The organism is Streptomyces sp. STAM6, assembly GCF_054963715.1.
Genome location: NZ_JBUEFZ010000025.1, coordinates 59212 through 83552, shown reverse-complemented (window position 1 = coordinate 83552; position 24341 = coordinate 59212). Strand labels below are relative to the sequence as shown.

Sequence of the window (24341 nt, the reverse complement as noted above, 5' to 3'; positions counted from 1 at the left end):
TGGGGGAACGGCCCGCCCGGTCGCCTGCACCTCCGGCCGGGGTCGCCACGCCACCAGCCCTCGTCCCACGCTCGACGAGGTAGGGGCCTGGCGGCCTCGCTCCGGGGCCGATAGGCCCAAGCGCGCTCCTCACCGCGCGACGAGGCTGGAAGAAGAGCGCGAGCAGAGAGGACGACGTCATGAAGGCACTGGTGTTCCACGGGCCTGGACGGACATCCTGGCAGGACGTCCCGGATCCCCGGATCAAGGACGCCGCCGACGCTGTGGTACGTGTCGACGCGGTCACCATCTGCGGCACCGACCTCCACATCATCAAGGGCGACGTGCCCGAGGTGGCACCCGGCACCGTTCTCGGCCACGAGGCAGTGGGCGAGGTCGTCGAGGTGGGCTCCGACGTACGCACCGTGCGCCCCGGCGACCGCGTCCTGGTCTCGTGCATCGCCGCGTGCGGCCGGTGCCGCTTCTGCCGGGAGAACCGGTACGGACAGTGCCGCGGGGGAGGCGGGTGGGTACTCGGGCACCTCATCGACGGGACCCAGGCCGAATACGTCCGTGTGCCCTTCGCCGACCTCTCCGTCCACCCGCTGCCCGCCTCCGTCGCCAGCGAGGACGCGGTACTGCTCGCGGACATCTTCCCCACCGCGTACGAGGTCGGTGTCCTCAACGGGCAGGTGCGCCCGGGAGACACGGTGGTGGTCGTCGGCGCCGGGCCCATCGGGCTGGCCACCATCGCCACCGCCCGGCTGTACACGCCACGCCGGATCGTCGCGGTCGATCCGGCGCAGGCACGGCTCGAAGCCGCGAGAGCCGTGGGGGCGGACGCGACGGCGAGCGTCGCCGAGGGACCCGAAGCACTGGTCGAGGACCTCACGGAAGGGCTCGGGGCGGATGTCGTCGTCGAGGCGGTCGGGGTTCCCGAAGCGTTCGAACAGTGCACCCGCATGGTGCGCCCGGGCGGCCACGTCGCCAATGTCGGCGTCCACGGCAAGCCCGCGGCCCTGCACCTCGAGGACCTGTGGATCAAGGACGTGACGATAACGACCGGACTCGTGGACACCCACTCCACGCCGCTGCTGCTGCGCATGATGGCCGCGGGGCGGCTGCCCGCGGCGGCGGCACTGGTCACGCACCGCTTCGAACTGGGGGAGATGGAGGAGGCATACGACGTCTTCTCCCGTGCCGCCGACACCGGAGCCCTCAAAGTCGTCCTCGGCGGCCCCCGGCACGACACGGTGGAAGTGGCCGGCTAGACCTGGGGCGTGTTGCGAACGTCCCGTCCGGCCGGGGGTGCCTGGCACGCACGCGCGCGGCGTTGCCGGTCGTCGGCGCGGCCCGCCGCGCCCTCTCCCCCCTGCGCCTGGCGGCGCGGGAGCCACCCCCGCCCTCCGTCGTGCGCTCGCACGCACCGGGCGCCCCGGCCTCCCGGGCGGGCGACGCCACTTTCGAAACACCCCCTACGTGTCCGTTCGGTCCTGGACCCTGGGAGCGCAGTTCCCGCAGGCGGCTGCGCAGCCGTCCGGCCCAAGGGGCACCGGGCCGGACGGCTGCGCACGCGGGGCCCTCGGGCTCTGGTGCCGCGTCCGGCACGGTGGGAGCCTGTAAGAGGCGGGAGGAGTTCTGAAGAGGCGCGGGGAAGCGGGTACGGGCCGCGCACCGCGCAATCGGGATCCGCGAGAAGTGGATGGGCTCCTTCCGTTTCTCGCTGTCTCCAGCAGGACGGCCTCGGAAGAACGGCGAGGCTCGTCCTGCGGCGCGACAGGCCCCTGGGCCCGCGCGAGGAAGTGGCGCGGGACGACATAGGGGCGCGGGCGGCGTCACCGCCGGCGGCGGTAAAGGCGTCGCGGGGGAGCCCGGCACGTCCTACGGTGATATGGGGACGGGGGGTCGTGTCGTAGCCGTCCGGAGGCGTCATGAAGGACAGCGAGCCCCGGGCCATCGAGCAGCTCTCCAAGCTCCGGCTCGATGAGCTGCTGGACGAGCTGAAGGCGCGCATCGACGCAGTCCGCGGCACGCGGGACAGGGTGCACGGCCTGCTGGAAGCGGTGCTCTCCGTCGGGACCGAACTCGACCTGCCCTCCGTCCTGCGCCGGATCGTCGAGGCCGCCACCGTCCTGGTGGACGCGGAATACGGTGCCCTCGGTGTGATCGGAGAGGACCAGATGCTCTCCGAATTCGTCCCGGTCGGCATCAGCGACGAGCAGTGGGCCGCCATCGGGGCACTCCCCACCGGACACGGTCTGCTGGGGGAGCTGATCCGGCACCCCGAGCCCCTGCGTCTCGCGGAGCTGTCGGAGCACCGCTCGTCCTCCGGATTCCCCCCGCACCACCCGCCCATGCACTCGTTCCTCGGCGTGCCGATCAGAGTCAGGGACAGGGTCTTCGGCAACCTCTACCTCACCGAGAAGCGCGGTGCCGAAGAGTTCGACGCCGACGACGAGGTGGTGCTGTCGACCCTGGCGGTCGCCGCGGGCGTCGCCATCGAGAACGCGCGGCTCTACGAGGAGGCCCGCCGACGCGAACACTGGCTGGCCGCGAGTGCCGAAGTGACCAGCAGCCTGCTCTCCGGCCGGCCCCGGGCGGAGGTGCTGGAGCTGATTCTCGACCGAGCCCGGGGGAACGTGGCGGCCGACCTCGGTTTCATCGCCGTCCCGGTGGAGGGGACGCCCCGTCTGCGCATCGCGCTCGCGGCGGGCGCGGACACCGAACGGCACCACGGTGCCATTCTGCCCGAGGGCGACGGCTACGTGAGCTCCGCTTTCGCCGCGTCAACGCCGGTGACCAGCGCCGACATCGAGAACGACACACGCACGCACGACGACACCGCCCAATGGGCCGGCCTGGGGCCCGCGGTGGCGGTTCCCCTCCGCTCGGGCGGGGTGGTCCGAGGTGTCCTGGTGCTGGCCCGCGGCAAGGGCCGGGCTTCCTTCATCGACGAGGAGTCGGCACCGCTGATGAATTTCGCCGGGCAGGCGGCGCTCGCGATGGAGCTCGCGGAACGCCGCGACGACGCGGAGGAGATCGCCCTGCTCGAAGACCGCGACCGCATCGCCCGGGACTTGCACGACCTGGCCATCCAGCGCCTCTTCGCCACCGGAATGACCCTGCAGAGCGCCCGGCGCCTCGTAGAGCACCCGAAGGCGGCGGAGCGGATCCAACGCGCGGTCGACGACCTCGACGAAACGATCAAGATCATTCGTTCGACGATCTTCGGCCTGCGTACCCACGAAGCCGTACCCGGCCGAGCCCAGTCCTTGCGCAGGAGGATCGCCGAGGTCGCGGAGACCGCGGCGGCATCGCTCGGCTTCGCCCCCGCCCTGCGGGTGGAAGGCCTTCTCGACACTCGCGTACCGGGGGCTGTGGGCGACCACCTCGTGGCGGTGCTCGTCGAGGCACTGTCCAACGTGGCCAGGCACGCCCGGGCCACGGCCGTCGACGTGCACGTCTCGGTGACCTCCGACCTGCTGAGCCTGACGGTGACCGACGACGGAGCCGGCATCCCTCCGGACGCCGCCCGGAGCGGGTTGAAGAACATCGAGGATCGCGCCCGGGCGGTCGGCGGCACCGCCGAGGTGGGGCGACGCGCGGAGGGCGGAACCCGCCTGCTGTGGACCGCGCCCCTGCCGCGCGCCGAGGACCCCGGCCCGTCCGCATGAGGCCCGGGGCCGCCGGGCCACCGGTGGGGTCCGAACGGCCCTAGGACCGGCACCCCGGGCGTGTGACCGTGGAACCGAGCCCGATCCCGAGGCGAAAGGCGGTGGGGACGATGGTGTTGCCCCTCGTGGTGGGCGTGGACGGCTCCGACCCCAGCTTCCTGGCCCTCGACTGGGCGGCGGACGAGGCACTCCGCCACGACCTGCCGCTGCGTCCCGTGTACGCGTCCCTGTGGCAGCGCTACGAGGGCGCGGCCCTCGCGAACAGCCTCGGCCGTCCCTCGGAACGCGTGCTCGCCGACAACATCGTGGGAACGGCCGCGGAGCGCGTACGGCGCCGGTATCCGGACCTCAAGATCGTCACCGATGTCCTCCCCGAGGACGCGGTGGCCGCCCTCCTGCGCGAGGGTGAGCACGCCTTCGCCGTGGTCACCGGAGTCCGGGGACGCGGCGACATCGCCGGGCTCCTCCTCGGTTCGGTGAGCCTGGCCGTGGCCGCGGGGGCGGTCTGCCCGGTGGTCGTCGTCCGCGGCGATCAGGCCGGACTCGGCGGCGCGCACGAGCGCATCATGCTGGGAGTCGGCGACGACGACATCGACTCCCCGGCCGTGCGGTTCGCCTTCCGTGAGGCGGAGGTACGGGGCTGCACGCTGGACGTGGTGCGAGCCTGGCGGCGTCCCGCCCATGAGACCGCTGATCACCTCCTCATCGCGGGCGACCCGGGCCGCCACCACGAGGAGCGGGCGTCGCTCCTGCTCGACCAGGCCCTGGAGAAGGCCCGGAAGGACCACCCGGACGTATCGGTCCGCCGTGCCACGGTCGAGGGACCGGCACGCAAGGTGCTCACCGAGCGTTCCGCCGCGGCCGACCTGCTGATCGTCGGAGCGCAACGCAGGCACAGCGCGATCGGCATGCAACTGGGCAGGGTCGGGCACACGGTGCTGCACCATGCCGCCTGCCCCGTCGCCGTAGTGCCCCAGCGGAGTTGAAGCCAACGTCGTCGCCGGTCGTCGCCCGGAAGGGACCAGCCATGAACCGCCGCTCACCGCACACCGTCGCCGATGTGATGACGTCGACCGTCGTCGCAGTGGGCCCGGACGCACAGTTCAAGGAGATCGCGAGCGCCATGAAGCAGTGGCGGGTCACCGCCGTTCCCGTCCTGGAAGGGGAGGGGCGCGTGGTCGGCGTGGTGTCCGAGGCGGACCTGCTGCCCAAAGAGGAGCTTCGCGACAAGGAGCCGACCCTGATCGGGCAGCGGGAGCGGCTGACGGACTACGCCAAGGCCGGCGCCGTGACCGCACGCGATCTCATGACCAGCCCCGCGGTCACGGTGCGCGCCACCGCCACCTTGCCGCAGGCCGCCCGGCTCATGGCACGACACCGGGTCAAGCGACTTCCCGTGGTCGATGCCCAGAACGTCCTGAAGGGGATCGTCAGCAGGTCCGACCTGCTCAAAGTCTTCCTGAGGACCGATGAGGACCTCGCCGCCGAGGTGCGTCAGGAGGTGATCGCCCGCTTCTTCCCCGTGTCGCGCCACGACATCCGGGTGGAGGTCGACAAGGGCCGCGTCACGATCACCGGTTCCGTGAGGGACGCCGCGCTGATCCCCGTGGCGGAGCGCCTGACGCGGGCGGTGGAGGGCGTGGTCGACGTCCGTTGCGATCTCACCGCTCCCGTGGTCAGGACGCCCGGGACGAGCTTGTGACGACGGCGGTGCCGACGACGGCGGTGCTGACACGGCGGCGCTGACGACGGCGGCGCTGACGACGGCGGTGCTACTCCACGTCGGGCCGCTCCGTCCGGCCCGGCGCATGCTGCAGCCGTCTGGCGATGTCGTCCGCCCAGGCGTCGACCTCCGCCCAGTTCCGGTGGTCTCCGTACCGACAACGCAGCAGCCGGAACAGCAGCGCGCCCTTCCGGTCGAGGTGCTCGCGTCGGATCACGCCCGAGAAGCGTCGGTGCGCGCGGGGCCGGACGAGCTCGACGAGGCGGGCGATCCGCGGCTGATCGGCCCTGGCCGCGAGCGCACGCAGCGGCAGGGGCAGAGCCGCGGTCATGCCCACGCTGAACATCCACGTCGGCCGCACGCGCAGGCGCTCGGCAGCGGCCTCGACATATGTCTCCGCCGCCGGCAGCCAGGCGCCGTTGTGCACGGCGCTGCCCACCACGAAGCTCGCGGACGGGGGCGGCTCAGGGACCTCGCCGGCCCGCTGTCGCAGGTCGTGCACCCGGACACGGTGGTCGTGCTCGCGGAGCCGCCCGACGATCCGCAGGGCGATCTCCCTCGTGGATCCGTGCTCGGACGCATAAAGGATCCACACCTCGGCCATGGCGCCCGCTCCTTCGGTGTTCGGCACTGAGGAAACGTTCTCGCCGCGGGGCGGCAGCCGCATCCGCCGGCGGGCCGAACGGACCGGGCGGGGGCCCAACGGCCCCTCCTGCGGACTGCCGACGGGGACCAGGGTGGTAGTTGGAACAGCCGCCTCCGTAGAAGGAGCCCACCATGACTCGAGCTGTCATCGCCGGCATCGACGGGTCCCACGAAAGCCTCACGGCGGCGGACTGGGCCGCCGGCGAAGCCGTCAGCCGTGGTCGCCTCCTGAGGCTGCTGCACGTGTGGAGCGACGACACCGACGCCGTCACCCGCTTCGTCGATCCGGAGACACAACGCCGTTGGGCCGAGGGCCTGCTGCACTCGGCCGCTCAGCATGTGCGAGCACGCCATCCCGACGTGCGCCTGGAGACCTCGCAACACCCCGGGGATCCCGTCGAGGCGCTCTGCGACGCGGCCGGGAAGGCGGATCTGCTGGTCCTGGGCTCGCGTGGTCTCGGCACCCTGACGGGCTTCATCGCCGGCTCGGTATCCCTCGCCGTCCTGGCACGGGTGCGTCACCCCGTGGTACTCGTCAGAACGCGCACCGCCAAGGATGAAGAAGCGGCGGTTCCCGAGAGCGGCGACGTCGTCGTCGGCCTCGACCTGCCGAAGGCCAACGACGACGTGCTGGCCTTCGCCTTCGCCGGCGCCGACCGCTACGGCCGCGGGCTGCGCGTGGTGAACTCATGGGGCCTTCCGCCGGTGTACACACCCAACACGGCCGCCGTGTTCCCGGTGCTCATGGAGCAGATGGCGGCGGAGCGGAAGAAGGAACTCGACGCCGCTCTGGCGTCCTGGACCGGCAAGTACCCCGGCGTGCGCGTGAGCGCGCAGAGCCGTCACGGGTTCGCCGCCCAGGACCTGGTCGAAGCGTCGCATGGCGCCGCACTCGTCGTCGTCGGGCTCCGGCGCCGTACCTCGCCCCTGGGCGCGCACATCGGCCCCGTCGTCCACTCCGTGATCCACCACACGGCCGCCCCGGTGGCGATCGTGCCCCACGACTGACTGCGCCCCGCCTCGGAGGGGTGAGGATCTCAACCGATGACGAGGACCTCGGACACCGGCGCGCTCGTGCATGAACGCGCCCTGACGGCGTCGGTCACCCTGCGGTCGCTGACGTCGCGTCGGGGCATGGCGCGCTCATGGCATCCCCTCCGCGGCTGCGGGCAGGCCCGGGCTCAGGGGCCGGGGGACCCCTCGGGCTGTTCCGCGGCCTCTCGGGCAGCGCGCGGCGCCGACGCCACGGGGGCACCCGTACCGAGGACGTCGGCCTCCAGGCGGCGACGTACCTCCGCGGTCAACTCGCCGAGCCGCCGCGTGGTGTCCGGCCTGAGCGGTTGCGGCGCGTGGACGCGGAGCGCGGATTCAGGAAGGGCGGCCAGGTCGGCTACGAGCCGGGCGTGCGCGTCGGCCAGGCTGTCCGGCGGCCCCGTCCTGACGCCGTCGGCCATCACCGTCCGCAGCAGGCTCTCCGCCCCCGGCGGGGGTGGCTCGTCCCGCAGGCCGATCCGGTCGGGCGTCCCGGGGATCCGGAAGACCTGCTTGCGACCGGGCGCCGTGACCTTGGCGGAGGACAGTTTCATGACGGGCCGTCCGTCGTACTCCACGAGTTTGTACGCGGAATCGAGATAGGGCGCGTCGGCCGAGGTGCCCACACGAGTACCGACCGCGTAGACGTCGACGGGGGCGCCGGAGCGGACCAGCGCGTCCACGCCGTACTCGTCCAGCCCCCCGCTGGCGATGATCGCCACATCGGGAAGGCCGGCCGCGTCGAGCATCGCGCGGGACCGCCTCGCCAGCGCCCCCAGGTCGCCGCTGTCGAGCCGGACGGCACATCCCGGACCGCGCCGCAGATCCCGCAGCACGCGTGCGGCCGTCGCGACACCTCGCGGGGTGTCGTACGTGTCGACGAGAAAGGTCACGGGCCCCGGGTGCGCCCGTGCGAACGCGCGGAAGGCCGTCTCCTCGTCCCGGAACGCCTCGACGTACGAGTGCGCCATGGTCCCGGACGCCCGCAGCCCCCACCGGGTGGCCGCGGCGACGTTGCTCGTTCCTGCGAAACCGGCCAGGGCACCGAGGCGGGCCGCCTGCATACCGGCCTGCGGCCCGTGCGTGCGGCGCAGCGAGAAGTCGATGACCGGATGACCCGACGCGGCGAGCACGCACCGCGCGGCCTTGGACGCGATCGTCGTCTGATGGTTGATCAGGCTCAGCAGGTAGGTCTCCACCAGCTGGGCCTGGGGCAGTGGTGCCGTGATCTCCAGCAGCGGCTCTCCGGCGAAGACGACGCGCCCCTCGGGGACGGCGCGTACCTCACCCCGGAAGCGGAGGCCGGCCAGCGGCTCCAGCTCGCGGGGGGGACGGTGCAGCGCGGTGGCGAAGTCCCGGACGTCGGCGGTCGTCACCCGGAAGTCCGCGAGGTAGGCGAGGGCCGGTTCCAGGCCCGCGCCGACCAGGAAGCCCCGGTCGGGCGGCAGATCCCGTACGAACAGGCTGAACGTCGCGGGCCTGTCCATGCCCTCCCGCAGGTACGACAGGGCCATCGTCACTTCGTACAGGTCCGTGGTCGTGACGTCGGACATGGTCCTCACCCTGCTTCCCGCCGCGCGATCGGAGCGGCGAGCCGGAGCCGGGTGCGTGCGCGGGGTACGCGGGGCTCGCCGGGCTGCCGTACGTCCAGCGTGGGACGGACCGGAGGAGGAAGGAAGGGCCGATCGGTCCCCCCTCCACCAGTGGGTCCGGGGCGGGAAGAGGGACCTTCGTCCCCATGACACACCTGAGCGGCCCTCGCCGCCGCACGCCGTGGATGGCACCGTGAGGATGACGAAGATCCAGCCGCCGAGGAGGGATCATGGATTACTCCAGCGCCGCAGTCCCGGAACTCGGGGCGGTCGTCGTGGGTGTCGACGGGTCGGCGCCCGCGAGGGCGGCGGCCCTCTGGGCCGCCGACGAGGCGGACAGACGTGGCACGCAGCTACGTCTCGTGTATGCCGCGAACCTCGACAGCGTGACGCGGCTCGCCTCTCCCGACACGATCGACGACATCCACGAATTCGGCCGCGATCTGCTGAAGGACACTGGCGAGGCCGTGCAGGAACGGTTTCCCCGCCTTGCAGTCGTCAGACAGCTCAGCCGGAGGGATCCCGTGGAGGGCCTGCGCTCCCTTGCCGGTGCCCATGACACCGTCGTGGTCGGCAACCGCGGCCGCGGAGGCTTCGCGTCGCTGATGCTGGGGTCGGTCGGCCTGGAGGTGGCGGCCAGGACCCCACTGCCCGTCGTGGTGGTTCGGGGTGAGCACGGAGGGCCGGAGTCCGCCGCCGTGGTCGCGGCGGTGCGCGGTGCGGCCGACGCCGACTGGCTGCGGCTTGCCGCCCGGGAAGCGGAACTCCGCAAGACCGTGCTGAGGTTGCTGAGCGTCTGGAGCCCGCTCTCTCATGTAGGGACCGCCGTCACCATGCTCGACGACATGGACGAGATGGCCGGGGCGCGCGAGCGAAGGGTGAAGGAACTGGCCGAATCGGTGCACGAGGCGTTCCCCGGCCTCACGGTCACCACCGAAGTCGCCGGAGCCATGTCGGCCGCCGGCACACTCGTCGAGGCGAGCGGGGAGGCGCAGCTGCTCGTCCTCGGCAGCCGACGGCCCCCCATGGGTCTCGGGCCGAGCCTCGGGCGGGTGGCCCACGCGCTGATCCACCACGCGCACTGCCCTGTCATGATCGTGCCCCGTGGGGGCGCGGCGCGGGGCGAGGAACAGCCATGACACACCTCGGAACACGGGGCGGCATCCTGATGGGAGTCGACCCCAGGGAACAGTCCGTACCCGCCCTGGCATGGGCTGCCGACGAAGCCGCGCGGAGGGCATCGCCCCTGCGGCTGGTGGTGGCCATCCCGCCGATGCACGACACCCAGCACGTGGACACGATCCCGCACTACATGACATCGCGGGCGAGAGGGGAGACGGCGCTCGCGGCAGCAGCCGAAACGGTCCGGTCCCTCCGCCCGGACGTGCCCGTGACCACGGAACTCTTCGACGGGATACCGGCGGCGGTGCTCTGCCGGCAGGCGGCCGCGGACGTGCACCTGATCGTCGTGGGCTCACGGCGACTGAGCCGGCCGGAGGAGATCCTGAGCGCCGGTTCCGTGGTCGTACCGGTGAGCGCACAGGCCGAATGCCCCGTCGTGGTCGTGCGGGAGCCCGAGCACACGGCACACAGCCCCGCTCATCTGGTCCTCGGTGTCGACGGCAGCGCGTCGTCCCGGACGGCCGCCGCCTTCGCCTTCGAGGAGGCGAGCCTGCGTGGAGCCGCCCTGCACGCCGTGTGGGTGTGGCAGCCGCCCGTGGTCTCGTTCCGCGACGAACGGGCCGCCGTGGACCAGCGGCGCGATCTCCTCACGGAAGCGCTCGCCGACCTGACGGACAAATACCCGGACGTCGAGGTCACGCAGGAGGTGCGGCGCGGTCATCCGGTCGAGCAGCTGGCACAGGCCTCGTCCGACGCGCTCGCGGTCGTCGTCGGACGGCGTGGAAGCGGCGGATACACCGGAATGCGCCTCGGATCCGTCGTCCACGGTCTGCTGCACCGAGCAAAGTGCCCGGTGATCACGGTACCCACGCCCACCCTGCCCGGCGTCTGAGCCCCGGGACCGGCGGAGACGCTCCTTCCCGGTGGGGCCGTATGGCCGGACGAGAGGGCCCGGTCGGCTCTGGGGCGGGGAAGGCCGTCGAGAGACGCTGGTGGAGAACCGAGTGGCGCCGTTCCGGCGCACCCGACGAGGAGGCCGTCATGGCACACGGCACAGCCAAGCAGCTCGTCACCGAGAGCAGGACCGGACTCGAGCGCGGCAGCGACACCGGGGTACGAGCGGAGACCGGGGACCAGATCGTCGTGGAGGGGCCTTCGGTCGGTGTGATGCGTCGCGACGGCGAAGTGGTCCGCCTCCACCACGAAGACGGCAGCCCGCCCTACGACGTGCGCTGGTCCGACATGGGACGGACCACGCTGTTCTTCCCCGGGCCGGACGCCCACATCCGTCATCTTCACCGAACGGCACCGGGAAAGAGCGGCGGAACGGAGCAGCCGGACCGGGGCTGAGCCGTTTCGTGCGGGTCGCCGATCCGCCGTGGCCGTCCAACAGTGGCTCCTGGGTGCCACTCGAGCGCGGGGCAGTCGTCCAACCCCGGTGTCCGTTGCCGGGGCATTGCCCGTTGTCGCGACCCGCTGCTCACGTGCCAGGCGGCGGATCGTGTCAGGCGGCGGACGCCGTCGGCCTGTGCAGGTCGAGACGGATGTCCACCACACCCTCCACCGCCCGCACCGCCCGCGCGAGCAGGGGAACCAGGGACCGGTCTCGCAACTGCCCGCCGAGGGTCACCACACCGTCCTCGACGTCCACGCTGAGATCAGCGACCGCGGGTAGCTCCGGGACGACCGCGTCGCGAATCTCGGCGGCGATGTCCTCGTCCGACCGCAGGAACACCTTCAGCAGGTCGCTTCTGCTGACCACCCCTTCGAGCAGCCCGAACTCGTTCACCACCGGCAGGCGCTTCACCCGCCGTCGGGCCATGATGCGGGCCGCCTCGGCGATGGTGGCGTCCGGATGGACGGTGACGGCCGGGGCCGACATGAGCTCCTCCGCGTACACGGCACCCGCTTTGGCCGCGTCGCCGCGCGGCCGGTCGGGGACCTCGCCGCCGTCGACGTGGTACTCCTCCTTGGGCAGCAGGTCGGCCTCCGACACCACACCGATCACCCGGCCCTCACCCGCGAGCACGGGGAGCGCGCTGACCTTCCACTGGTCCATCAGCTCGACGATCTCCTTGTACGACGCGCGGCTGCCCACCGCCACCGCGGTATGGGTCATCACATCGCTCACGGTGTGGGGTGATGCGCTCATCGCTTCCTCCTTCGCGGAAGGTGCGCCGGCTCGGGCAGCGCAACTCGGCTCGAGCGGGCCGTCGTCACGCCCGGTTGTTCCATCTCGGTTCCACCTGGTTCCACTCGTCGTCCCACTCGGCCGCGCGGCGCCGGTCGCACCCGATGCGGACGCCCGCCACGGCCACGGCGCCGGCGCCCGCGCTCAGGGCCGCACCGAACAGCCCCGCGGCCACCGTTCCGATCCAGATGTCCCGATCGTTCAGCGGAGCGGCCGAGACGTTTCCCTGCCGGTCCACCCATACGGCGACGCGGTCACCGCGCTCGGTACCGGCGGGAACCGGGACGGTGCCCTTCCTCGGTTCCCCGTCGGCCGTGGTCCACCGCGCCGGGACCGGCACTCTCGCGAGGTGACCGCTCCCGTCGGCGGAGGGCGACGGCGCGGCGGCGCCGGCGAGCACCTCGGCGCGGACTTGGTGCCGGGACTGCTGTTGTGCCGCGGCGACCGCCCGGTCATGACGATAGGCGTGAACGCCGAGTGTCGTACCGAGCACCGGGGCGCACACCAGTACCGCGCCGTAGATGACTACGAGAGCCCGGCGTTCCAGCACGTCGACGCGGCGACGCAGTGGATGCTCCCGCCATGCGCGCGTCCATACCGCGGCGGCCATCCCTCATCGTCCTTCCGGGTCCCTGATCTCCCCGGCCAGGTCGGCGGCCCACGCCGCGACGCGGTTCAGGTCACGGAAGTCGCCGCCGCGGTTCTCGTCGAGGATCGCCCTGGCCATGCGGCCCTTCGCACCGGCCTGGAGCCGGCCGCCGAAAGTGATGTGCCCCCTGGCCCTCGTCCGGCGTTCCGCGCGGCGAGCGCCGGGTACCGACGGTATGTCCCTCTGCGACGCGGACGGGTCGAGGGGGCCGCTGCTGAACAGCCAGACCGGCCGTTCCCGCAGGGCCTTGCGGTGCTGCCGGGCGAAGCGCCGCGCGTCGCGGTGCCAGCGGCCCATGTAGAGGGCGCCCCCGATGACGACCGCGTCGTACCGCTCCACGTCCGCCACCTCCGAGGGCGGACGGGCCTCCGCCGTCAGCCCTTCGTCCCGCAGGACGGAAGCGATGACGCGGGCGATCTCGGCGGTCGACCCGTTCTTCGTTCCGTACGTGACGAGTACATTGCCGGGCACGGGTTCCACCGCCCTTCCACGGCTGCGTGCCGAGGGGCGCCGCGCTCACCGTCCGCGGGTGTGCGTGGGCCACCACTGACGATTTTGCCGCCGGCGCAGCGAGCCGCTGAAGGGCCTTTCAGGCACGGGCGCAGGGCCGAATGGCCCCCGTCGGACCGCTCGCCGGTCGGCACCGGCCCGGGCGGAGGACGTTTCCACGGCGGTCACGGCGGTCACGGCGGTCACGGCGGTCACCGCCACGGCCACGGCCACGGCGCCAGGCCACGTGTCCGGCCGGGACGGCACGGTTGCGTGGCGGTCCTCTGCTCGTCGCGATGCCCACGGCGATCCGCGGCGGCGGCGAATCGCCCGTACGGTGCAGTGCGACGGTTCGCGAACGATCGTCGATACGGGGCACGGCCGGTCAGAGGCGCGACGCCATGCGCGTGGACGAGAACGGCGCGGCAGCCGGGTGCACGAGCTGCGCGCGGCGCAGACGCGGAACCCAACGCGTTCCGCGGCCGCCGACGGCGGTGGTGGTTCCGGCGGTCGCGTCACACGATGGGAGAAGGCCGCCGGCGACGGGCGGTGGACCGGGACGCAAGACCGCCGAGCTCCAGGGAGTCCTTGATGGCTGCCTCGTACAAGGCCACCCGCGCGATCCGCCCGGTGCCGCCCGCGGCGCCCCCCGCACCGTGCGGAGCGGGATGATGCGCACCGGTGCGGCCCCGCCGCCGGCCGGAGGCACGGCCCCGGCCGCCGGCGCCCCGCCCGGCGCGAGCCCGAGGACCCCCTCGGTGCGGCAGATGGCCGCCGACGACGCGGTCACGGCGCTGCACTCGTCACGGCGCGGCCTCTCGCCGGCCCAGGCCACGACCGCACTCGAGAAGTACGGACCCAACGAACTGCCCCGCGCACGGCGCCGCGGCCTGTGGCGGCCGCTGGCAGCGCAGTTCACGGACCTCTTCGCCGTGGTTCTGCTCGTCGCCTCGGCCGTCACCTTTCTCGCGTACGTACTGGAGGAGCCGCGCGAGGCGGGCACCTTCCAGCTGGCGGTCGCCATCCTGGGCGTCGTGGTGCTGAACGCCGCCATCGGCTTCGCCCAGGAGTACTCGGCCGAGCGGACCGCGCAGGCACTGGCGGCGATGGTCCCCCACACCTCCCGGGTGCTGCGGGGCGGCCGGCGGATGGAGCTGCCGGCCCGGGAACTGGTGCCGGGCGACCTGGTGCTGCTGGAGGCCGGTGACGCGGTGTCGGCGGACTGCAGGGTCGTCGAGGCTCACGAGCTGGCGGTGAACAACGCCCCGCTCACCGGTGAGAGCACCGCCGTCGGCCGCACGGCCGACCCGGTGGCCGCCGGGCCGCCGCTGGAGGCCCGCAACTGTGTGTTCATGGGAACCGACGTCGTGGCCGGATCGGGGAGAGCCGTGGTCTTCGCCACCGGAGCGGCGACCGAGTTCGGCCGGATCTACCGGCTGGCCGCGGCCGCTCCCCGGCAGAAGACCCCGCTGCAGCATCAGGTGGCCTCCATGGCACGTCGGGTGGCGGGCGCCGCCCTGGCGATCGGCGCGCTGATGTTCGCCGTCCGGCTGCCCACCGGAGAGTCCGCGGTGACCACGTTCGTCTTCGCGCTGGGCGTGATGGTCGCGCTGGTTCCGGAGGGGCTGCCCGCCACCCTCTCGGTGTCCCTGGCGATCGGCGTACGGCGGATGGCGCGCCGCCACGCCCTGGTGAAGCAGCTCCTGGCGGTGGAGGCGCTCGGATCGACCACCGTGGTGTGCACCGACAAGACCGGAACGCTGACCCAGGCGGAGATGACCGTCACCCAGGTGTGGGCGGGTGGCGTGGGCCACGCGGTGACCGGCGTCGGGTACGAGCCGAGCGGCGAGGTCGCCGACGCGGCCCCGGTGCGCGAGCTGCTGCGGGTGGCGGCCCTGTGCTGCAACGCCCGTCTGGTCCCCTCCGACCCGTCCCGGGGGCGGGAACGCCGCCGGGTCCTTGGCGACACCACCGAGGGCGCGCTGCTCGTCGCCGCCGCCAAGGCCGGCCTTGACGTCGAGGCGGAGGAGGCTCGGGCCCCGCGCGTGACGGAGTTCCCCTTCGACTCCGACCGCAAGCTGATGACCACGGTGCACAAGAGCGGCGCGGGCTACCGGGCGTGCGTCAAGGGAGCCCCCGTGGAACTGCTGGAGCGGTGCACCGAGGTGCGGTGGGAGGGGCGGCACGGACCGCTGACCGAACAGGACCGAACGCTGGTCGTCGCGGCGAGTGACGCGCTGGCGTCGCAGGGGCTGCGGGTGCTGGCGGTCGCGCAACGGGAGCTGGACGGGCCCCGACCGCCGCAGGCTGAAGCGGAGTCCGCGCTGACGCTGCTGGGTCTGGTCGGCATGCTGGACCCACCCCGCCCCGAGGTCACCGACGCGGTCGCCGCCTGCCGCCGGGCCGGCATCCGGATCGTCATGGTCACCGGTGACCACCCGCTCACCGGGGAGGCCGTCGCCCGTCGGGTGGGGATCGTACGGAGCCAGGACCCGCTGGTGGTGACGGGCGCCCGGCTCGACACGATGGACGACGAGGCGCTGGACGCGCTGCTCGCCCGGCCGTCCGAACTGCTGCTGTGCCGAGTCAGCCCCGAGCACAAGACCCGCGTGGTCACCGCTTTCCAGCGGCGCGGCGAGGTGGTGGCGGTCACCGGCGACGGCGCGAACGACGCCCCCGCGCTCAAGCACGCGGACATCGGCGTGGCGATGGGAGCGTCGGGCACCGACGTGGCGCGGGAGGCGGCCTCCATGGTGCTCCTGGACGACTCGTTCGCGTCGATCGCCGCGGCGGTGCGGCTCGGCAGGTCCGTCTACCAGAACATCCGCAAGTTCCTGGTCTACGTCTTCAGCAGCAACGTCGGCGAACTGGGTCCGATCCTGGCGGCGACGTTCGCCGGGTTCCCGCTCGTGCCGATCAGCGCGGTCCAGATCCTGGCCGTCGACCTGGGATCGGACGTGATGCCCGCCCTGGCGCTCGGCGCGGAACGACCCGAGCCGGACGTGATGGACCGTCCGCCGCGCTCCCGGCGCGAGCGCCTCTTCTCGTCGGCCGTGGTGGGACGCATCCTGTTCCTGGGAGGCATCCAGGCCCTCGGCGTGTGCGCGGTGTTCTTCCTGCACATCCACGCGTCCGGTCTCCCCTTCGACGAATTCACCGAGGACAACGCCGTCTACCGGGAGGCCGTCACCCTGGCCCAGGGCGGGATCGTCCTCAGCCAGTTCTTCATCTCCCTCGCCGTCCGCACCGACCGCCAGAGCGTCCTCAAGGCGGGACTGCTGTCCAATCCCGCCCTGCTCGCCGCAGGAGGCTGCGGCGTCGCCTTCATGGCCGCCATCAGCTATCTGCCGCCGCTGCAGGCCGTCTTCAACACCGCACCGCTCGACGCCGCCGACTGGGCGCTCCTGGCCGGACTCGGCACCCTGCCCCTGATCGCGGACGAGGTGCGCAAGGCCTGGCTGCGCCACGCCGACCGCAGGAAAGGAGCCCTCCGATGAGGGTGATCGTCGTCGGCTGCGGACGGGTGGGCTCCGCCCTCGCCGGTCTGCTCGCCGTGGAAGGACACGACGTGCGGGTCGTCGACCGGCACCCCGAAGCGGCCCGGCGGCTGCCCGACAGCCCCCGCATCCGCTTCCACGAGGGCAACGGCTACAGCCGCGCCGTACTCCGGGCGGCCGGCATCGAGCACGCGGACGCCTTCGTCGCCGTCACCTCCCGCGACAACAACAACATCGTCAGCGCCCGGACAGCGAAGGAGACCTACCGGGTGCCGGTCGTCCTCGCCCGCATCTACGACTCCCGCAGCGCCGACGTCTACCGCGACCTCGGCATCCCGACCATCACCAGCGTGCAGTGGACCGTGCAGCAGATGCACCGGATGCTGCTGCACCGGCACCTGAACCCCGAACTCAGTTTCGGCAACGGCGAGACGATGCTCGTCCGCTCAGAGATACCCGACTACCTCGTCGGGCGCCGGCTGACCGAGTTCGACGTCGACGGCGAGATCCGCGTCGTCGAGGTCACGCGCGCGGGCCGCTCCCTGATCCCCGCCCACAGCACACCCGCACAGGCGGGCGACCTGGTCACCTTCGCCGTCGCCGCCACCGCGCTGGGCAGGCTGCGCGGCTTCCTGGACAAGGAGCTGGGGACGTGAACGTACTCATCGCCGGCGCGGGGCGGCTCGGCACCCAGATCGCCCAGGTACTCTCCGCAGCCCGCAACGAGGTCACGCTGATCGACGTCGACGACGTGCGCGTCGCCGAACTCCGGGGCCGCGTCCCCGCCGTGCGGCTCGTCACGGGGGACGCCAGCGATCCCGTACTGCTCGAACACGCCGGTGCGCTGACCGCCGACCTGCTCATCGCCACCACCGGGACCGACGAGGACAACCTCGTCATCAGCCTCCTCGCCAAGCGGCAGTTCTCGGTGCCGCGCGTGGCCGCCCGGGTCAACGACGCCGACAACGCCTGGCTGTTCGACGAACGCTGGGGAGTCGACGTCCCCGTGCCCGCCGCCACTCCGCTGATCTCCCTCATCGAGGAGGCCACCGGGGCCACCGACACGGTCGCCCTGCTGAGACTCAGCAAGGCCGGCGTCGACGTCATCGAGACGGCCATCACACCGCAGTCCAGAGCCTCCGGCCGGGCCCTGGGAGAGGTCCGGCTCCCCGAGGGCACCGTCGTCGCCACCATCGTCCGCGACGGGCAGCCCACCGTGCCCGACCCGGCCGTCCGCCTGCGGCCCGGCGACGAACTGCTCCTCGTCTCGCACACCGCGACCGAACAGGAGATCCACGCGGCGTTCCAGTGATCACCGGAAGCGGGACACCGGGACCACCGGAAGCGGGACTCCGGGGACGGTCATCCCGCCGCCGTCCCGTGCCCACCACCCCGGCCTGCGACCCAGCGGCGGCGGACGGCGACCTCGTGCTCGGACCGCTCCAGCGCCAGATCGTTGCTGGCCTGCCTGTCCGCGCCCGACAGGTCCGCGACCTCGCCGACCTGATCGGCCGGGCCGGGCCGAGCCCGACCGACCGCCGCCACGTCGACTTCGAGGAGGCGTTCCTGCGGGACTTCGCCGACCAGCGGGCGGACGAGTCCCGGATGACGATCGGCTGGACCGTCCTCAGGGGCGCACGACACCCGGAGGGGGTGGCGACGACCGTACCCACCCGCCCGCCCGCCCACCGCCGCCCCCGAAACACGGCTCTCGTCCCCGCCGAGGCGGCCTGCGGCCGCGCTCTACGGGCACCTGGGGGACCATGCCGGCGGCGTGACATCACCCCTCCGGTGCCGGACCTGACGAGTCACATCACGGAGGGTCGGATCGTCCCGTCGCCCGAGACTCACGCGCGGGGCGTCCGACCGCCGGTGGACGCGCGGTCGTTCGCTCTCCCGGCCGATGCGCAAGAGGGCCGGTCCCGGGCGGACCCGGGACGACCACCTGGACGCCGAGGCCCAGTTTGGGCGGTGGCCCGACGCGCCGCGCCGCTCGGCCCTCCGCGACGGCGAGACGCTTCGGCCGGCTTTCACGGCGCGCGGGCCATGAGGAAGTCGGCACTCCCGGACAGTGTGGTGAGCCGGGGCGCGTCCTCGTCGTCGATGCGGACGCCGGACCGGTCACTGAGGATCTCGACGAAACTCAGGAAGTCCAGCGAGTCCATCTCGAGCACGTCGCGGAACGCGTCGTCGGGGCCCAGTGTGTCCACGTCGGCGTCGGGGACGACGCGGGAGATCGATTCCTTCACCATGTCCAGGGCAACGGTTCGGTTCATGGTCACAGGTGCTCCGGGTTCTGCAGGAGGCGGGTGACCGCCGTGAGGTAACGGGCGCCGACAGCGCCGTCGGTCGCCCGGTGGTCCGCCGAAAGGGTCGCCGTGACCAGGGGCCGCACGCCCAACAGGCCACCGACGGCCCACGGCCCGTCCGCCACCCTGCCGAAGCCGACCAGGGCCACCTGCGGCGGGTGGATCACCCCGAAGACGGCCTCCACGCCCTGATCGCCGAGGTTGGTGACCGTGATCGTCGTTCCGGACACCTCGGAACCCCGCAGTCGGCCCGTACGGGCCCTGGTCACCACGTCCTTCAGCGAGGCCATCAGCCGTGGCAGCGTCAGGGTGTCGGCGTGGCGGAGAGCGGGGGCGATCAGCCCGCCGCCGCGCAGGGACACGGCGACACCGAGGTTGACTTCCTCGGCCGCGGAGAAGTGGTCCTCGGTCCAGAAACCGTTGAGGTCGGGCACCTCCCGGGCGGCCAGTGCGGCCGCCTTGAGCAGCAGGGCCGCCGGCAGCAGCCGCTCGCCGACCGGACTGCTCCGGTTGTGCTCGTGCAGCCAGTCCGTTGCGGCGGCCATGTCCACCGTGGTGGAGAGGTAGTAGTGGGGGATGTCACGGTTGGCACGCGTCATCAGCCCGGCGATCGCGCGGCGCATGGATGCCGCCCGGTCCTCCGGCGGAGTCGCGGAACGTTCCTGGGCGACGCCGGGGTGAGGGGGCGCCGCCCGGTCCGGCGCCGCCCGGTCCGGAGCAGCCCGGTCCGGCCCGACCCGGCGTACGTCGTCGGCACGGACGGCCGCCCCCCGGCCCGTGCCCCGAACCGTGCCGAGGTCGACGCCCAGTTCCGAGGCGAGCCGGCGGGCGAGAGGGGTGGCGCGCACGCGCTCCGTTCGGCGATCGGTCCGGAGCGCCTCCTCGACGTCCCCCCGGGTGATGCGTCCGCCGGGGCCGGAGCCGTGCAGCGTCTCCAGGTCGACGCCGCTGTGCTCGGCGAGATGCCGCACCAGGGGTCCCGCCTCGATGTGGTCGCGCTGCCCCTCGCCGGTGGTGGCCGGGTCCGGGGCGGGTTCGCCAGGTGGGCGCAGGGGCGCGGAGGGGGGCCCGGGCGGTCCTCCTCCGGACGGGCCGTGCCGGACCCGTCGTCCCTCCTCGGCCTTCCCGGCCGCCACGGCCTCTTCGTGCTCGCCCGTCTTGACGGGCTTTCCGGCCTCCCCGTGCTTCCCGCGCTTGCCGGCCGCCTCCTTCTTCCCGGCCTTGCCGGGCTTCCGGCGGCCCGCCGGCTCGGGTGGCTCCTCCGGGTGCCGCGGCTCCTCCGCCACCGGACCGATCACCGCGAGCGGCGTGCCCACCGGCACCGTCGTGCCCGGCTCGACGAGCACTTCCGCGACGGTGCCGTCTTCGAAACACTCCACCTCGATGGCGGATTTCGCGGTCTCCACCACCGCGACCGGATCGCCCTTGTGCACGACGTCTCCGGGAGCGACCAGCCATTCCTGGAGCGTGCCCTCGTCCATGTCGGCGCCGAGGGACGGCATGGTGAACTCGGCCATGATCAGCCCACCGCCCGATGGGCGGCCGCGACGATGTCGGCGGGCTGAGGCAGGGCGGCCTCCTCGAGCCGCCGGGCGTACGGTATGGGCACCTCGGCGCTGCACACCCGCTCGACGGGCGCGTCCAGGTCGTAGAACGAGCCCTCCGCGATCCGCGCGGACACCTCCGCGGCGAGGCTGCCCGTGCGCCACGCCTCGTCGATGACCACCACACGGTGGGTGCGGGACACCGAGGCGGTGATGGTGGCGTCGTCGAGGGGCCGGAGCGTGCGCAGGTCGATGACCTCGGCGCTGATGCCCTCGGCGGCCAGTTCGTCCGCCGCCGCGAGAGCCTTGGGCAGCGAACCGCCGTACGTGATCAGGGAGATGTCGTTACCGGCCCTCCGGATGGCCGAGTGATCCAGGCTCGTGGGTGCGGAGGCCGGGGGAAGGTCGGCGGAGGCGTTGTAGAGGCTTCCGTGCTCGAAGATGAGCACGGGGTCGGGATCCGCCAGGGCCGGGGCGAGCATGTGCCGAGCGTCCTCGACGGTGGCGGGAGCGAGGACCCGCATGCCGGGGATGTGCGCGTACCAGCCCTCCAGGCTGTGCGAGTGCTGGGCGGCGAGCTGCCGTCCCGCACCCGTCGTCATCCGGATGACCAGCGGAACGGGCAACTGGCCGCCCGACATGTGCAGGAGGGTGGCGGCGTTGTTGAGGATCTGGTCCAGGGCGAGCAGGCTGAAGTTGACGGTCATGATCTCGACGATGGGCCGCATCCCGGCCAGGGCGGCGCCGATGCCGGCACCCACGAACGCGGACTCCGAGAGCGGTGTGTCGCGCACCCGCTCCGGGCCGAACTCCTCCAGCAGACCGAAGCTGACGCCGAAGCAACCGCCGTACCGGCCGACGTCCTCGCCCATCAGGAAGACACGGTCGTCGGAGCGCAGTGCCTCCCTCAGCGCCTCCCGCATCGCCTCGCGGTAGGTCGTCTTCTCGGGCCCCGCCTCCCGCTTCGTGCCGGCGTTCACGGTCCGCTCACCGCCCCCGCCGAAGAACTGGTCACATGACGGAGCAGGTGCTCCACCGGCTCCTCGGGCGCCGCTTCGGCGGCCTCGACGGCGCGGTCGATCTCGCCGGTGACCCGCTGTTCGATGCGGGCGAGCTTCTTGTCATCCAGCTCTCCGCTTCGGCGCATACGCTCCGCGAGCAGGCCGATCGGGTCACGGGACCGCCACTGCTCGATCTCCCCCTTCTCCCGGTAACGGTCGGGGTCGTACATCGAATGGGCGCGGAAGCGGTACGTCCGCAGCTCCAGGAAGTGCGGGCCGGCCCCGGCCCGGATGCCGTCGACCGCTCGTCGTGCCGCCCGCTCCACGGCTTCGACGTCCATGCCGTCCACGGCCCAGGCGACCATGCCGTAGGAAGCGGCGCGCATCGCCAGATCGGTCTGGGCCTCGTGCCGTTCCAGCGCCGTGCCCATGGCGTAGAGATTGTTCTCGCAGACGAACAGGAGCGGCAGATCCCACAGGGCCGCCAGGTTCGCCGTCTCGTGGAACTCGCCTTCCGCGAAGGCCCCGTCGCCGAAAAAGCAGCAGGTGACACCGGCCCGTCCGCGCATACGATCGGCGAGCGCCAACCCGCCGGCGAGGGGCAGCCCGCCCGCGACGATCGCATTGCCGCCGTAGAAGCGGCGGCCGGCGTCGAACAGGTGCATCGACCCGCCTCTGCCGCCGCTGCACCCCGTCGTCCTGCCGTACATCTCGGCCATGACGGCCTCCGGGGCGATGCCACGGGCCAGGGCGTGGCCGTGCTCGCGATAGGTGGAGACCACCGCGTCCTCCGGCCGCAGCACTTCGTTGACGCCTGTGGCGACCGCCTCCTCGCCGATGTAGAGGTGGACGAAGCCGCGGATCTTCGCCGCGCTGTACAGCTCGACGCACCGCTCCTCGAAACGACGGATGCGCAGCATCCCCTCGAGGAGGGCCGACCGGTGCCCGGGGTCCGGCTGCCGGCCAGGTTCTTCGACGCCGCTGCTCCGCCCGGCCGTCCCGGTCCTCCTGCCGGACTTGGCGGGCGCCGGGGCCCTTCGTGTGCGGTCGGGGCGGGCCACGCTCATGCGGATCCCTCCAAAGTGGACACATCGCCCGTGGGCAGGCCGAGTTCCCGTGCGCGCAGCAAGCGGCGCATCACCTTCCCGCTGCGGGTCTTGGGCAGGTTCTGGTCGAACGCGATCTCCCTGGGAGCGACGGCGGGGCCCAGCTTGCGGCGTCCGAACGCCAGTAGTTCGCGCTCCAGGTCCGGGGTCGGCTCGGCCCCCGGCCGCAGCGACACGAACGCTTTGACGATGTTCCCGGCGACCGGATCGGGACGCCCGATCACCCCGGCCTCGACGACGGACGGATGCTCCATGAGCGCGCTCTCCACCTCGAACGGCCCGATCAGATGCCCCGCCGACTTGATGACGTCGTCCGCCCGGCCCACGAACCAGTACCAGCCGTCCGCGTCCCGGCGGACCAGGTCACCGGTCAGGTACCAGCCGTCCGCGAACGCGGCTCCGTAACGCTTGTCGTCGTGCAGGTAACCGCGGAACATCGAGGGCCAGCCCGTTCGCAGAGCCAACTCGCCCTCCGTCCCGGGGGCGTCCACCTCCGTGACCGTTCCGTCGGAGACGAGCGCCCGGCCATCCTCGCCACGCTTCAGTACGGTCGCTTCCACACCGGGCAGAGGACGGCCCATCGACCCGGGCCGGATCTCGCAGGCGGCGAAGTTCGCGATCATGATGCAACCGGTCTCCGTCTGCCACCAGTTGTCGTGAACGGGCAGCCCCAGCACGTCCCGCCCCCATACGACGGCCTCCGGATTGAGGGGCTCACCGACCGAGGCGATGAAACGCAGGGCCGACAAGTCGTGGGCGCGGGGGAGGTCGTACGGACCCTGCCTTGGGGTGGCACGCATGAGCATGCGCAGGGCCGTGGGCGCCGTGTACCAGACGGTGACCCGCTGTTCGCCGAGAATCCGGTACCAGCGCCTGGCGTCGTAGTCGCCCTCGTCGACGACCAGCGTCACGCCGTGGACGAGCGGGGCGATGATGCCGTACGACATGCCGGTGACCCATCCGGGGTCCGCGGTGCACCAGTACACGTCCTCGGGGTGCAGGTCGAGCGCGTACGCCGCCGTGGCGAAGTGAGCCACCACCGCCTCGTGCACATGCGCCGCGCCCTTGGGGATGCCGGTGGTGCCGCTGGTGAAGTGCAGCAGGGCCATGTCCTCGGGCGCCGTCGGCGGGATGGTGAAGGTGTCGGGGGCACCGGACATGAGCGCGTCGAAGGAGATCGTGCCCGGCAGCTGCTCGGCACCCGGTCCCACGATCAGGACGTGCTTCAGGCCGGGAACCGACGCCCGGCGCTCGGCGACCTTGCGTCGGTAGAGGGCAGCGGTCGTGACCAGAATCCGGGCGTCGCCGAGACGCAGCCGCTGTTCCACCGGGTCGGGTCCGAATGCGGAGAAGAGAGGACACAGGACACTGGTGTTCTTGAGGGCGCCCAGCACCACCGTGTACAGCTCGGGGCAGCGGCCGAGCAGTGTGAACACCCGGTCCCCCCGGCCGGCGCCGAGTGTCCTCAGAACGTGCGCGAAACGGGCCGTGCGGCGCGCCAGCTCCGCGTACGTGACGGTGGAGACGGAATCGTCGCGGGCTACGCACCGCAGCGCGACCTTGTCCGCGTGGCCCGACAGCGCGTGCCGGTCGACCGCCTCGTAAGCCATGTTGAGACCGCCGTCGGGGAGCCCGGCCAGCTCGGCACGTGCCTGCGCCCAGGTGAAGTCGGAACGGGTCCGGCCGTAGTCGGTGAGACGGGGCGGGACGACCGGTGCGGAATCCTTGTCGATGGTTTCCCACTGCATGGGTGCTCCTCCGGCGCTGTCCCCGGTCTCCAGAGTCGCC

The 24341-nt window shown here is 72.5% G+C and carries 22 protein-coding genes; 11 read left to right on the top strand and 11 right to left on the bottom strand.

The features are described 5' to 3' along the window. Positions 1-179: 179 nt before the first annotated feature. From ACY34K_RS25140 to ACY34K_RS25125, 4 genes are all read left to right on the top strand, one after another. The gene (locus tag ACY34K_RS25140) at positions 180-1250 is read left to right on the top strand and encodes a zinc-dependent alcohol dehydrogenase family protein (RefSeq protein WP_462750922.1); all 1071 of its coding nucleotides are present in this window, start codon (positions 180-182) and stop codon (positions 1248-1250) included. Between the two features lie 660 nt (positions 1251-1910). Further along, on the top strand, positions 1911-3653 hold the full coding sequence (locus ACY34K_RS25135; RefSeq protein ID WP_462750920.1) for a sensor histidine kinase: 1743 nt from the start codon (positions 1911-1913) through the stop codon (positions 3651-3653). A gap of 101 nt (positions 3654-3754) precedes the next feature. Beyond that, the gene (locus tag ACY34K_RS25130; protein WP_462750918.1) at positions 3755-4639 is read left to right on the top strand and encodes a universal stress protein; all 885 of its coding nucleotides are present in this window, start codon (positions 3755-3757) and stop codon (positions 4637-4639) included. A gap of 41 nt (positions 4640-4680) precedes the next feature. Next, on the top strand, positions 4681-5355 hold the full coding sequence (locus ACY34K_RS25125; RefSeq protein WP_462750916.1) for a CBS domain-containing protein: 675 nt from the start codon (positions 4681-4683) through the stop codon (positions 5353-5355). Positions 5356-5425: 70 nt separating this feature from the next. On the opposite strand, the gene ACY34K_RS25120 is transcribed toward ACY34K_RS25125, so the two are convergent. Continuing rightward, positions 5426-6007, bottom strand: coding sequence for a flavodoxin domain-containing protein (locus ACY34K_RS25120; RefSeq protein WP_462750914.1), 582 nt, complete (start codon positions 6005-6007; stop codon positions 5426-5428). Between the two features lie 146 nt (positions 6008-6153). On the opposite strand from ACY34K_RS25120, the gene ACY34K_RS25115 reads away from it, so the two are divergent. Then, positions 6154-7029 carry a universal stress protein gene (locus ACY34K_RS25115; protein WP_462750912.1) on the top strand — a complete coding sequence of 292 codons (876 nt, stop codon included), beginning with the start codon at positions 6154-6156 and terminating at the stop codon, positions 7027-7029. A 173-nt stretch (positions 7030-7202) separates the two neighbouring features. On the opposite strand, the gene ACY34K_RS25110 is transcribed toward ACY34K_RS25115, so the two are convergent. Next, on the bottom strand, positions 7203-8606 hold the full coding sequence (locus ACY34K_RS25110) for a nicotinate phosphoribosyltransferase (RefSeq protein WP_462750910.1): 1404 nt from the start codon (positions 8604-8606) through the stop codon (positions 7203-7205). Between the two features lie 269 nt (positions 8607-8875). Here ACY34K_RS25110 and ACY34K_RS25105 point away from each other — a divergent pair, with 269 nt between their 5' ends. The 3 genes from ACY34K_RS25105 to ACY34K_RS25095 all read left to right on the top strand — a co-directional run bounded on the left by ACY34K_RS25105 (position 8876) and on the right by ACY34K_RS25095 (position 11117). After that, complete coding sequence (locus tag ACY34K_RS25105) at positions 8876-9784, top strand: universal stress protein (RefSeq protein ID WP_462750908.1); 909 nt, start codon at positions 8876-8878, stop codon at positions 9782-9784. Then, positions 9781-10659 carry a universal stress protein gene (locus ACY34K_RS25100; RefSeq protein WP_462750906.1) on the top strand — a complete coding sequence of 293 codons (879 nt, stop codon included), beginning with the start codon at positions 9781-9783 and terminating at the stop codon, positions 10657-10659. Before ACY34K_RS25105 ends, ACY34K_RS25100 begins: the two co-directional genes overlap by 4 nt. 149 nt (positions 10660-10808) lie before the next feature. Next, on the top strand, positions 10809-11117 hold the full coding sequence (locus tag ACY34K_RS25095; RefSeq protein WP_462750904.1) for a DUF1918 domain-containing protein: 309 nt from the start codon (positions 10809-10811) through the stop codon (positions 11115-11117). Positions 11118-11271: 154 nt separating this feature from the next. Here ACY34K_RS25095 and ACY34K_RS25090 read toward each other — a convergent pair whose 3' ends face one another. From ACY34K_RS25090 to ACY34K_RS25080, 3 genes are all read right to left on the bottom strand, one after another. Further along, the gene (locus ACY34K_RS25090; RefSeq protein ID WP_462750902.1) at positions 11272-11919 is read right to left on the bottom strand and encodes a CBS domain-containing protein; all 648 of its coding nucleotides are present in this window, start codon (positions 11917-11919) and stop codon (positions 11272-11274) included. Positions 11920-11983: 64 nt separating this feature from the next. Continuing rightward, on the bottom strand, positions 11984-12568 hold the full coding sequence (locus ACY34K_RS25085; RefSeq protein ID WP_462750900.1) for an Rv1733c family protein: 585 nt from the start codon (positions 12566-12568) through the stop codon (positions 11984-11986). A 3-nt stretch (positions 12569-12571) separates the two neighbouring features. After that, positions 12572-13078 carry a flavodoxin domain-containing protein gene (locus ACY34K_RS25080; protein WP_462750898.1) on the bottom strand — a complete coding sequence of 169 codons (507 nt, stop codon included), beginning with the start codon at positions 13076-13078 and terminating at the stop codon, positions 12572-12574. Positions 13079-13863: 785 nt separating this feature from the next. Between ACY34K_RS25080 and ACY34K_RS25075 the strand changes: the two genes are divergently transcribed. Genes ACY34K_RS25075 through ACY34K_RS25065 form a run of 3 tightly spaced genes read left to right on the top strand, consistent with a single transcriptional unit; the run spans position 13864 to position 17905 of the window. After that, a complete protein-coding gene (locus ACY34K_RS25075) occupies positions 13864-16593 on the top strand; it encodes a cation-translocating P-type ATPase (RefSeq protein ID WP_462750952.1) in 2730 nt (909 codons plus the stop codon). Beyond that, the gene (locus ACY34K_RS25070; RefSeq protein ID WP_462750896.1) at positions 16590-17249 is read left to right on the top strand and encodes a potassium channel family protein; all 660 of its coding nucleotides are present in this window, start codon (positions 16590-16592) and stop codon (positions 17247-17249) included. Before ACY34K_RS25075 ends, ACY34K_RS25070 begins: the two co-directional genes overlap by 4 nt. Continuing rightward, positions 17246-17905, top strand: a complete 660-nt coding sequence (locus ACY34K_RS25065) for a potassium channel family protein (protein ID WP_462750894.1) — start codon at positions 17246-17248, stop codon at positions 17903-17905. The genes ACY34K_RS25070 and ACY34K_RS25065 overlap by 4 nt, the downstream gene beginning before the upstream one ends. Before the next feature lie 50 nt (positions 17906-17955). Here the strand turns inward: ACY34K_RS25065 and ACY34K_RS25060 are convergent, their stop codons facing one another. The 6 genes from ACY34K_RS25060 to acsA form a co-directional block, all read right to left on the bottom strand. Further along, positions 17956-18237, bottom strand: coding sequence for a hypothetical protein (locus ACY34K_RS25060; protein WP_462750892.1), 282 nt, complete (start codon positions 18235-18237; stop codon positions 17956-17958). A gap of 386 nt (positions 18238-18623) precedes the next feature. After that, the gene (locus ACY34K_RS25055) at positions 18624-18869 is read right to left on the bottom strand and encodes an acyl carrier protein (protein WP_462750890.1); all 246 of its coding nucleotides are present in this window, start codon (positions 18867-18869) and stop codon (positions 18624-18626) included. Positions 18870-18871: 2 nt separating this feature from the next. Continuing rightward, positions 18872-20419 (bottom strand): 2-oxo acid dehydrogenase subunit E2, encoded by a 1548-nt coding sequence (locus tag ACY34K_RS25050; protein WP_462750888.1) that lies wholly within the window; start codon positions 20417-20419, stop codon positions 18872-18874. A 2-nt stretch (positions 20420-20421) separates the two neighbouring features. Beyond that, entirely contained in the window at positions 20422-21426 is a 1005-nt protein-coding gene (locus ACY34K_RS25045) for an alpha-ketoacid dehydrogenase subunit beta (protein WP_462750886.1), read from the bottom strand. Beyond that, positions 21423-22367 (bottom strand): pyruvate dehydrogenase (acetyl-transferring) E1 component subunit alpha, encoded by a 945-nt coding sequence (pdhA, locus tag ACY34K_RS25040; RefSeq protein WP_462750884.1) that lies wholly within the window; start codon positions 22365-22367, stop codon positions 21423-21425. The genes ACY34K_RS25045 and pdhA overlap by 4 nt, the downstream gene beginning before the upstream one ends. Positions 22368-22510: 143 nt before the next feature. Next, positions 22511-24301, bottom strand: a complete 1791-nt coding sequence (gene acsA / locus ACY34K_RS25035; protein WP_462750882.1) for an acetate--CoA ligase — start codon at positions 24299-24301, stop codon at positions 22511-22513. Positions 24302-24341 lie beyond the last annotated feature (40 nt).

What these genes read in the sequence shown, in the direction of transcription:
- ACY34K_RS25140 (WP_462750922.1), top strand. Translation starts at nt 180, where the DNA reads ATGAAGGCACTGGTGTTCCACGGGCCTGGACGGACATCCTGGCAGGAC.
- ACY34K_RS25095 (WP_462750904.1), top strand. Translation starts at nt 10,809, where the DNA reads ATGGCACACGGCACAGCCAAGCAGCTCGTCACCGAGAGCAGGACCGGA.
- ACY34K_RS25075 (WP_462750952.1), top strand. Translation starts at nt 13,864, where the DNA reads ATGGCCGCCGACGACGCGGTCACGGCGCTGCACTCGTCACGGCGCGGC.
- ACY34K_RS25090 (WP_462750902.1), bottom strand. Translation starts at nt 11,919, where the DNA reads ATGAGCGCATCACCCCACACCGTGAGCGATGTGATGACCCATACCGCG.
- ACY34K_RS25125 (WP_462750916.1), top strand. Translation starts at nt 4,681, where the DNA reads ATGAACCGCCGCTCACCGCACACCGTCGCCGATGTGATGACGTCGACC.
- ACY34K_RS25070 (WP_462750896.1), top strand. Translation starts at nt 16,590, where the DNA reads ATGAGGGTGATCGTCGTCGGCTGCGGACGGGTGGGCTCCGCCCTCGCC.
- ACY34K_RS25085 (WP_462750900.1), bottom strand. Translation starts at nt 12,568, where the DNA reads ATGGCCGCCGCGGTATGGACGCGCGCATGGCGGGAGCATCCACTGCGT.
- ACY34K_RS25135 (WP_462750920.1), top strand. Translation starts at nt 1,911, where the DNA reads ATGAAGGACAGCGAGCCCCGGGCCATCGAGCAGCTCTCCAAGCTCCGG.
- ACY34K_RS25110 (WP_462750910.1), bottom strand. Translation starts at nt 8,606, where the DNA reads ATGTCCGACGTCACGACCACGGACCTGTACGAAGTGACGATGGCCCTG.
- ACY34K_RS25100 (WP_462750906.1), top strand. Translation starts at nt 9,781, where the DNA reads ATGACACACCTCGGAACACGGGGCGGCATCCTGATGGGAGTCGACCCC.
- pdhA (WP_462750884.1), bottom strand. Translation starts at nt 22,367, where the DNA reads ATGCTGCGCATCCGTCGTTTCGAGGAGCGGTGCGTCGAGCTGTACAGC.
- ACY34K_RS25105 (WP_462750908.1), top strand. Translation starts at nt 8,876, where the DNA reads ATGGATTACTCCAGCGCCGCAGTCCCGGAACTCGGGGCGGTCGTCGTG.
- ACY34K_RS25115 (WP_462750912.1), top strand. Translation starts at nt 6,154, where the DNA reads ATGACTCGAGCTGTCATCGCCGGCATCGACGGGTCCCACGAAAGCCTC.
- ACY34K_RS25055 (WP_462750890.1), bottom strand. Translation starts at nt 18,869, where the DNA reads ATGAACCGAACCGTTGCCCTGGACATGGTGAAGGAATCGATCTCCCGC.
- acsA (WP_462750882.1), bottom strand. Translation starts at nt 24,301, where the DNA reads ATGCAGTGGGAAACCATCGACAAGGATTCCGCACCGGTCGTCCCGCCC.
- ACY34K_RS25050 (WP_462750888.1), bottom strand. Translation starts at nt 20,419, where the DNA reads ATGGCCGAGTTCACCATGCCGTCCCTCGGCGCCGACATGGACGAGGGC.